This is a genomic window from Bacillus sp. RC242, from assembly GCF_044908245.1.
Lineage (GTDB): Bacteria > Bacillota > Bacilli > Bacillales > Bacillaceae_G > Bacillus_A > Bacillus_A mycoides.
The window spans coordinates 24,215-32,220 of the sequence record NZ_JBIYCZ010000027.1; the positions used below are offsets into that span (position 1 = coordinate 24,215).

Here is an 8,006-nt window from a genome sequence, read left to right on the forward strand (position 1 = left end):
AGCATTTCGGAAAAAAACAAGCTAAGCAAAAAAAATAAGCTGTCTATATAGACAGCTTATTTACATAATTATCGTTATCTGAAGTTAACCTACGGATGTTCACGAACAGTAGCGTATAAATCTAACATGTATTCTCTGTTGTTTTCCGCCCCTTCTTCTTCTAACTCATCGTCATCATCAATCCATTGATAATAGTGTCCTAATTCGTGGGCAAATGTACCGAGAATAGCAGCAAGTGCATTATCTTGACCATACTTCTCCAACATTTCTAAATAATCACCAGTAGCTATTCTTATATACGGTTCTTCATTTTTGTTAAAAGGACCAAAAAATGTACCCGATACTAATTCCTTATCAACCTGACTTTTAATTTGATAATCTTTTTTCAAATAAACAACAACTCGAATAGGAAATTCGAATTCTTCCCGTAGCCACTTTCCAAACTCTAAACAGGCTCGTCTTACTTCAGGATGGACTCCTTGTTCACATCGGATTCGTAAGCCACTTCTAGGGGACTTATCAGACATACGCTTTTCCCACCTTTGTTAACATAAATTCATAATTTAATTTATTAATAATAATTAAATTCGTACTCCAAATAGAGAAATCCTATTGTATATGATATTCATAGGGAGTTAACATAACGCATTATTATCAACAGTCAACGATGCATAAAATTTTCGTTATGGGGGGAATTAAAAATATTAGGTTGATGGGCATGGGGTCCTACCACATCGCTATCAAGCTAAGCACATACAACGTTAATTATAGTAGAGGTTGTTTCTTTTTTTTTAAAAGCTACGTGTAGGGAATTTAAAGATTTGCATACGAAATAAACCCTAATGGGTTTCAATTTTTTGATTTAAGCCGCTTGATTATCAAACATGGTACAATTGTAAATGACACCTAATATATCAAAGACTGTTTTCTTCTCATATCGATGAGATTTTCTCCCGTTTTGCTGTAGGAGATTGAACAGGCGAAGTAACACCTTTGATAGCTCTTGGGTGTTTTTTGTATTGATTGGAAAAGAAGAAAAAAGTAATCTTTAATCATATATATGGCCTTATATTCACTCAGTTCTCGTTTCTTTTTCATAAGAAGTAATTGCCGCATTTGAAACATGGTAGAAGAACAAAGTAGAATGGCAATCAGTTGCCCATACAAATGGCATTCCAATCGTTCTCGTTTTATCTTTTTACAATGATGAATATGAAAGAATGATTTCCATGTTTTAAATAAAATCTCGATTTGCCAACGTAAAGAATACCAATCATGTACTTGTCCCATCGGGACAATATCTATAGGGGTATTTGTCATATATACATTGATACCGCTAAGTCGTTTACTACGAGCAGAATATTTCATTCCTTTCTTTTTTTCTCTTACCGTTTGATCGTGTAATCGTTTTTGTTGTTGTTCTTTTGTTAGTCGATGAACAATCACACGAGCTGGTACTTTATCAGTCATTCCTACATAAGCGTCGGATATTTCATATGTTTGTCCTGGCTTAAGAGAGTTCATTAAAACCTCCAAATCTATTTGGATATACTCTGTACCCTTCTTAATTCTGCCATCTTGAAAATAATCAGGGTTTGGATTCTTTTGATAAATACGTGTATTCGATTTGATACGTGAGATATAATAAGCCTTTTTATCTTGTATATGTTGAAGATCTTTCAAATGAAAATAACCTAAATCTCGGATACATAAATCATTCGCTGTTACAGTTGGGGCACACAGGGAACCGTAGGTTCGATCATGTTGTTTACCTGGACCTGTATGAATATGAAGGAATTGTCCACTTAATAAATCATACTCAAGCTGTATCTTTACTCCCGCTGTATGGCTGCATCCTCCCGCACCAGGATAAATTGATGAAAATATATCCGGAAGTTGAAATGCAGTTGAATCTAAAATACGAATACGCTTGAAAACAGAAGTATATGGATAAGAAATTGGCATAGATGAGGTCAGTTTTTGGTTTAGTAGTTCAGCTAATAGGTGTTGTAAAAATTGAACAGCCGCTTTATTAAATCGTTGATTCAAGCCCTCAGGGCTGATGAGTACTTCTGTTGATGCTTCTAAACAGCTAGATAACTGAGTTAAAGAAGTCATAGCTACATTTTGGCTCACTCATACACATAAAGCGACTAAATCTTTTGCTTGGTACTTACTGGTTCGTTGTACAAAGCCAACATCTCTAGCAAGATCTCGTAAGGCATTTGGAGATAGGGCACTTTGAATCTCTTGAGCAAATAGTTGTAATTCGTTAGACACAGAAACAGACATAAAAAACGCCATCCTTTCCTATGATTCTACAGAAAGAATAGCGTATTTTTTCATTTTAGGGGGCATTTCTTTTTATTAGCTTGATAGCGATGGGGTCCTACCAACAAAACGTGGAAAACATACGCTAAGAGAAATTCAGGATAAAAAAGCCTAATTTCTCGCTTTTAACACCAAGAAATTAGGCTTTAGTTACTTCATTAAGGTGCCCGATTGTTGAATAAGAATTCTCTTAAAGTATCTATTATGCTCGCTTAAATTGTTGTAGAAAACGTATATCATTTGCATAGAAATGCCGTATATCATCAATACCATACTTTAACATAGCTATTCGTTCTACTCCCATTCCAAAAGCAAATCCAGTGTACTTTTTTGAATCGAAGCCAGACATCTCAAGTACATTTGGATGTACCATCCCAGCACCTAAGACTTCAATCCACCCCGTCTTTTTACATAAACTACATCCATTTCCACTACATCTAAAACAAGATATATCCATTTCTACAGAAGGTTCTGTAAATGGAAAAAAACTTGGGCGTAATCTAATTACACGTTCCTGTCCGAACATTTTTTTAGCAAATACTTCTAGGGTTCCTTTCAAATCGCTCATACGAATATTTTCTGCTACGGCTAAGCCCTCAATTTGCATAAATTGATGAGAATGTGTTGCATCATCACTATCACGACGATAAACTTTGCCTGGGCATATTATTTTAACTGGACCTTTTCCTTTGAACTTTTCCATAGTTCTCGCTTGGACTGGAGAAGTTTGAGTACGGAGCAAAATCTCATTTGTAATATAAAAGGAATCTTGCATATCCCGTGCTGGATGTTCTTTTGGAAGGTTTAAGGCTGTAAAATTAAAATAATCCAATTCCACTTCAGGACCTTCTGCAATTGAATATCCCATTCCTATAAATAAATCTTCAATATCTTCAATGACTGCTGTTAAAGGATGACGGTTTCCTTGTTTGATAGGCTTTCCTGGTAAAGTCACATCAATTGTTTCTTCTGCAAGTTTTTTCTCAACCTCAAGCTTTTCAAAATATTTTTGTGTTTCTTCAATCTGTCTGGCTATTTCTTCACGGATTTCATTTACTATATACCCCATCTTAGGACGTTCTTCTGCTGATAATTTACCCATTCCACGAAGGACTTCTGTAATAGGAGCCTTTTTTCCTAGATAAGCTACACGAATATCATTTAATTCCTTTAAACCCTCTGTATTTTTAATTTTTTCAATAGCTTCTTGTTCAAGTTTTTTTAATTTCTCTTGCATTAATAATGCCCTCCTTTTTAAAAAAAATAAAAAACCCCGCCCCAATCAAGGGACGAGGTTTTTACTCTCGCGATACCACCCAAGTTAACAATAATAAATAAATGTTGTTCACCTTCATTAAGATAACGGATACTCCGATACACCTTTACACTAAAATTAGTGGTCCAAGTGACAACTCAAGAGGTGAATTCACTTATTTCACCATAGGAATGCTTTCAGTCTATGGCATTCCTTCCCTTTAATGGTGTGATCGTTAAGTTACTATTCTCTGTCATTGTTTTTAGCCTATAAAGTTTTTTATAAATTTTATTATAGATATTTTTTCCAATAAATTCAAGTTTATTGTGATTTTTATAATTATTCTTTAACTAACCCCCGTTAATTGAATAAATTAGAGCTTCGATTCACTTTCCAATAATTCTTTCTCTTATTCAAGAATATGGCCCGATTGTTGAACAAAATAAAAAAAGCCATTTAATTCATTAGTTCATGGATAAAATCACCATAAACGACCGTTTTTGGATAGGGTAAGTGAACTTCTCTAAAAACCTGTCACTTTAGGAGTTAATTTGCATCTATTTTAAGTGTTATTTTGCACAGGCCTAAATAAAAAAGAGATGGCAATCGCCACCCCTTTAATTTCTTGTGCTACAATCGCGCCCCGTTTCTGGAAGATTGATTGCTATAAATTAATTAATATACGGGTTCCCATATTTATCACAATAATTATAAAACCCATATTGATTCATATACATCATTTTTTCAATATTTTCAGGAGTATCAAATTCAATCAGTTCCAAAACTAAATCAGTAAATTCAATAGGAGCCGTTCCATTTGCAGTAACTAAATTTTTATCTCTTACTGCTTGTTTCTCTAAAAAACTACTATTTGGACTATAACCTTCATATTCGTTCCAAATGTAAACTGAATTACCAGTGTGGTTATGATTATTCAGTAAACCATTCTCTGCCAAGAAATCAACAGCACCACATATTGCTGCTATAGGAATATTATTTTGAAATGTAGTTTTGATTAACTCTAAAAGCTTTTTATTATCGTACTCCATGAATTTCCACCAATCATTACTAGTAAATTAAAATCTTCAGGTTCAGACCCAATAATATAATCGACAGTGGTTTTAAAACCACCTATTGAACTTACAATGCGATCTAAAGAAATAGTATTAACAGTCCAATCCGCTCTTTGATTTAATGTTGATGATAGGTAAGCACCTTCAAAATCTGCGTACTTGTCCAATATAAGAAATAACGCCCTTTTCATAACTACACTCCCTCGTTATTGATACTTATCAAAGACTGATTAAACTTGACTGACTCTTCCCACTGGGGAAAATGACTTGAATTTTCGAACCAAATGAGTTTTTTTGTCGTTTTTATTGTGTGATAGTAATCCTCTACTAATGAAGAAGAAACATGCCTATCATGACGCCCCTCAAAAAACGTAATTGGTACATCGAAACTCTTGTATTCACTAAAATCAATTTCCATGAGCTCTTGCCACAAATATTGTATAGATTGTAGACTCCCTTTTTCGCGATTGATTAAATCTTTAAATGTGTACTTTGATGAAAAAATGAAATCCCTTACCAGTTGGTTGTAATTCTTTTTTCCGTATAAAGAATGTCTGTAACGAACTACTAATTTAGTAACAAATAGCAAATCGTTTAACCAATCTTTTTGAGTCAATGAAAGGTCAATATTTTTCAATCGCTGAACAATCTTTTTTTTATTTTGTTCTTGACTTTCTTTCAGAACAAAATCATATTGACACTTCAATCCTTTTTTCATGTTAACTACTTGACCACATCCAAAATAACTATGTACAAGCTTTGGGTATTTTTTAATAAAAATTAAGCCTATTACACTTCCCCACGAGTGTCCTAAAAGGTAAATTTTTTCTTGTTTAAACGTTTCTAACAAATAATGAATTAAACTGTATAGGTCTTCTATATAAGTTTCAATAGATATTTGTTCCTCTTCCAAAAAAGTATAGTAGGATTTTCCAGCACCTCTTTGTTCCCAGACTACAACATTAAACGTTTTTCCAAGTTCCGAGTTATATTTATAAATCAGTGGTAAAGCCGCATCACCTGGACCACCATGCAAATACACTAAAAGAGGCAGATTGTTATCTTCACCAAAAATAGAAATAAATTGTTTTGAAGCGCCTATTTTTATATAGTCTGACACTTGAGTTTTCATTTTTTTCTCCTACCTTACTATCGTTTTTGAAATTCTGGTTTCCTCTGTAATAACAGTTAATGTTTTTTCGTCGATAAGATAAGGCGCAATGATTTTATACTTTACCATCGCTGCTTGTCGTTGTTCTTCTGAATAAGCTGTTAATGGAGGAAGTTCGTTTTGCATAGACATCAACCCTTCTGATTTACTATTTTTCTAAATAGCGATAAATCGTCGTGCGAGACACACCCCACTTTTCCGCAACATCTTTAATCGGTGTCCCACTTTCAATTAAAGCTTTCATCATTTCAATATCTTTTGGTCCATACTTCTCCGGGCGCCCACCAAGTCGCCCACGAGCTTTGGCAGCTTCTCGTCCCGCAGCCGAGCGTTCTTCGATCAGATTACGTTCAAATTCCGCAAACGCTGCGAACAAGTGAAACATTAATTGCCCCGTTGCATTGCTTTTGTCCATTGTTAGGTTTTCTTGCAGACTATGAAAGCCAATACCTCGTTCATTTAAGCCGTTCACAATTTGAATCAAATCTTGCATGTTGCGTCCTAGTCGATCCAATCGCCAAACGACGATCGTATCGCCTTTGCGTGCATACTTAAGTGCCTCTTCCAAACCGGGACGTTGTTTTTTTGCTCCACTTATTTTGTCGTGAAAAATTCTCTTGCAACCATGTTGCGTTAAAGCGTCTGACTGTAAATCTAAATTTTGTAATCCTGTTGATACACGTGCATATCCAATTAACACCAAAACCACTCTTTTCTGATTTTACCTTTGATTTCATTGTAACATAAGTTGATAGTTATATAGTTAATGAACATAGATTAATGAACGGAGTTATGTTACGTTTAAAACAGTAAAAGACACCTTTCAGGGAGTAAAAAGGTGCATGTTCAGAAAAGGACAATTTTCTGTACACAGGCTAAAGTAAGTTGGAAAATGTCATCCTTTTTAATTTGATGCAGATAAACTTTTGGGAATATCCATACAGGATTAAAGGAACAGATTTATTTAACAAGAACGTGTAATCATTTTCTGTAAAATCATTGTAATATTTGTAATGGAAAGTTTGAAAAATAGAAATTAGCCTTTAATTCTAACAGCATTTTCAAACGTATGATGAGTTTTTAAGAAAGAGTAAACCAATTGCCTTTAACGTGATATAAAAGAAAAAATTAGGACCTTTATGTGTGTTAAATGACTATAAATAGCAATGTTTAGGGTATTCAAGTTTATTTCAATTTAAAGTGATTTTAACACCGGTGAAACAACAATTTTTAGAATTATTAGTACAATTAAAGTATAAAATTTAATTGTAAAGAAGGGATCATTTTGAGAGAAACAATTAGTAGTTATGAAGATTTATTAGAGATGTTAGATTCATTATTACGTGAACCAACTCAGTTTTGGGATGATTTTTATTCTAATCGTGAAAAAGGAATCCCCTTTTTTGCTAATAAACCAGATGAGAATTTAGTGAAATATTTTGAGGGAAAATTACTTAATCCAGGAAAAGTCCTGGAACTCGGATGTGGTCCAGGCAGGAATGCAATTTACTTTGCTAAAAAAGGATGTTTAGTTGATGCAGTAGATTTATCGCAAGAATCAATTCAATGGGCGACAGAACGAGCGAAAGAACAAAATGTAAATGTAAATTTTATTTGCGACAATATTTTTGACTTACAAATTGAAGAGGGAGCATATGATATTGTGTATGATTCGGGATGTCTTCATCACATTGCTCCACACAGAAGAATAAGTTATATAAATTTGGTAAAAAAAGCTTTAAAACCAAATGGGCATTTTGCAATCACTTGCTTTGTTCAAGGTGGAGAATTAGGTGGAGCAGACATAACAGATTGGGAAGTATACAGACTACGAAGTCTTAAAGGAGGACTAGGATTTACAGATGAAAAGCTAAGAACCATTTTTAAAGACTTCTCTGAAATAGAAATACGTAAGATGAAAGAAATTAAACAATCAAATGAAGTATTTGGTGTGCCTGCGCTATGGACAGCCTTATTTATGAAAGAGTCTACTAAATAATGAAAAAAGATGTATTACTATAAGTAAATTATATTATTTATTTTCACTAGCAAGGATTACATAAAAAAAATAGCCGACTCCTTTGAAGTGACCCCATAAAGTTAGACTGATTATTTCATTAGGCAACCTTTTGGGCATGGGTCCGGTATTGTACTGGGCTCATGCCTTTTAGTTTTG

General features: G+C 33.9%; 6 protein-coding genes, 2 pseudogenes and 1 other annotated feature. Of the genes and pseudogenes, 1 reads left to right on the forward strand and 7 read right to left on the reverse strand.

The features are described 5' to 3' along the window. Window positions 1-89 precede the first annotated feature (89 nt). The 7 genes and pseudogenes from ABH957_RS28560 to ABH957_RS28590 form a co-directional block, all read right to left on the reverse strand. Window positions 90-527, reverse strand: coding sequence for a hypothetical protein (locus ABH957_RS28560; RefSeq protein ID WP_404512778.1), 438 nt, complete (start codon window positions 525-527; stop codon window positions 90-92). 335 nt (window positions 528-862) lie between these two features. Further along, window positions 863-2,292: pseudogene (locus tag ABH957_RS28565) on the reverse strand (IS4 family transposase). Window positions 2,293-2,533: 241 nt separating this feature from the next. Further along, window positions 2,534-3,568, reverse strand: a complete 1,035-nt coding sequence (pheS, locus tag ABH957_RS28570) for a phenylalanine--tRNA ligase subunit alpha (RefSeq protein WP_404512780.1) — start codon at window positions 3,566-3,568, stop codon at window positions 2,534-2,536. 45 nt (window positions 3,569-3,613) lie between these two features. Next, window positions 3,614-3,852 (reverse strand) — a binding site (T-box leader). A 405-nt stretch (window positions 3,853-4,257) separates the two neighbouring features. Further along, window positions 4,258-4,850: pseudogene (locus ABH957_RS28575) on the reverse strand (type 1 glutamine amidotransferase family protein). A 2-nt stretch (window positions 4,851-4,852) separates the two neighbouring features. Then, complete coding sequence (locus ABH957_RS28580) at window positions 4,853-5,791, reverse strand: alpha/beta fold hydrolase (protein ID WP_404512782.1); 939 nt, start codon at window positions 5,789-5,791, stop codon at window positions 4,853-4,855. Between the two features lie 9 nt (window positions 5,792-5,800). Further along, window positions 5,801-5,956 (reverse strand): hypothetical protein, encoded by a 156-nt coding sequence (locus ABH957_RS28585; RefSeq protein WP_377896064.1) that lies wholly within the window; start codon window positions 5,954-5,956, stop codon window positions 5,801-5,803. Between the two features lie 22 nt (window positions 5,957-5,978). Next, window positions 5,979-6,530, reverse strand: a complete 552-nt coding sequence (locus ABH957_RS28590) for a recombinase family protein (RefSeq protein WP_404512784.1) — start codon at window positions 6,528-6,530, stop codon at window positions 5,979-5,981. A gap of 585 nt (window positions 6,531-7,115) precedes the next feature. Here ABH957_RS28590 and ABH957_RS28595 point away from each other — a divergent pair. Further along, on the forward strand, window positions 7,116-7,829 hold the full coding sequence (locus ABH957_RS28595) for a class I SAM-dependent methyltransferase (protein WP_088099322.1): 714 nt from the start codon (window positions 7,116-7,118) through the stop codon (window positions 7,827-7,829). Window positions 7,830-8,006: the final 177 nt, after the last annotated feature.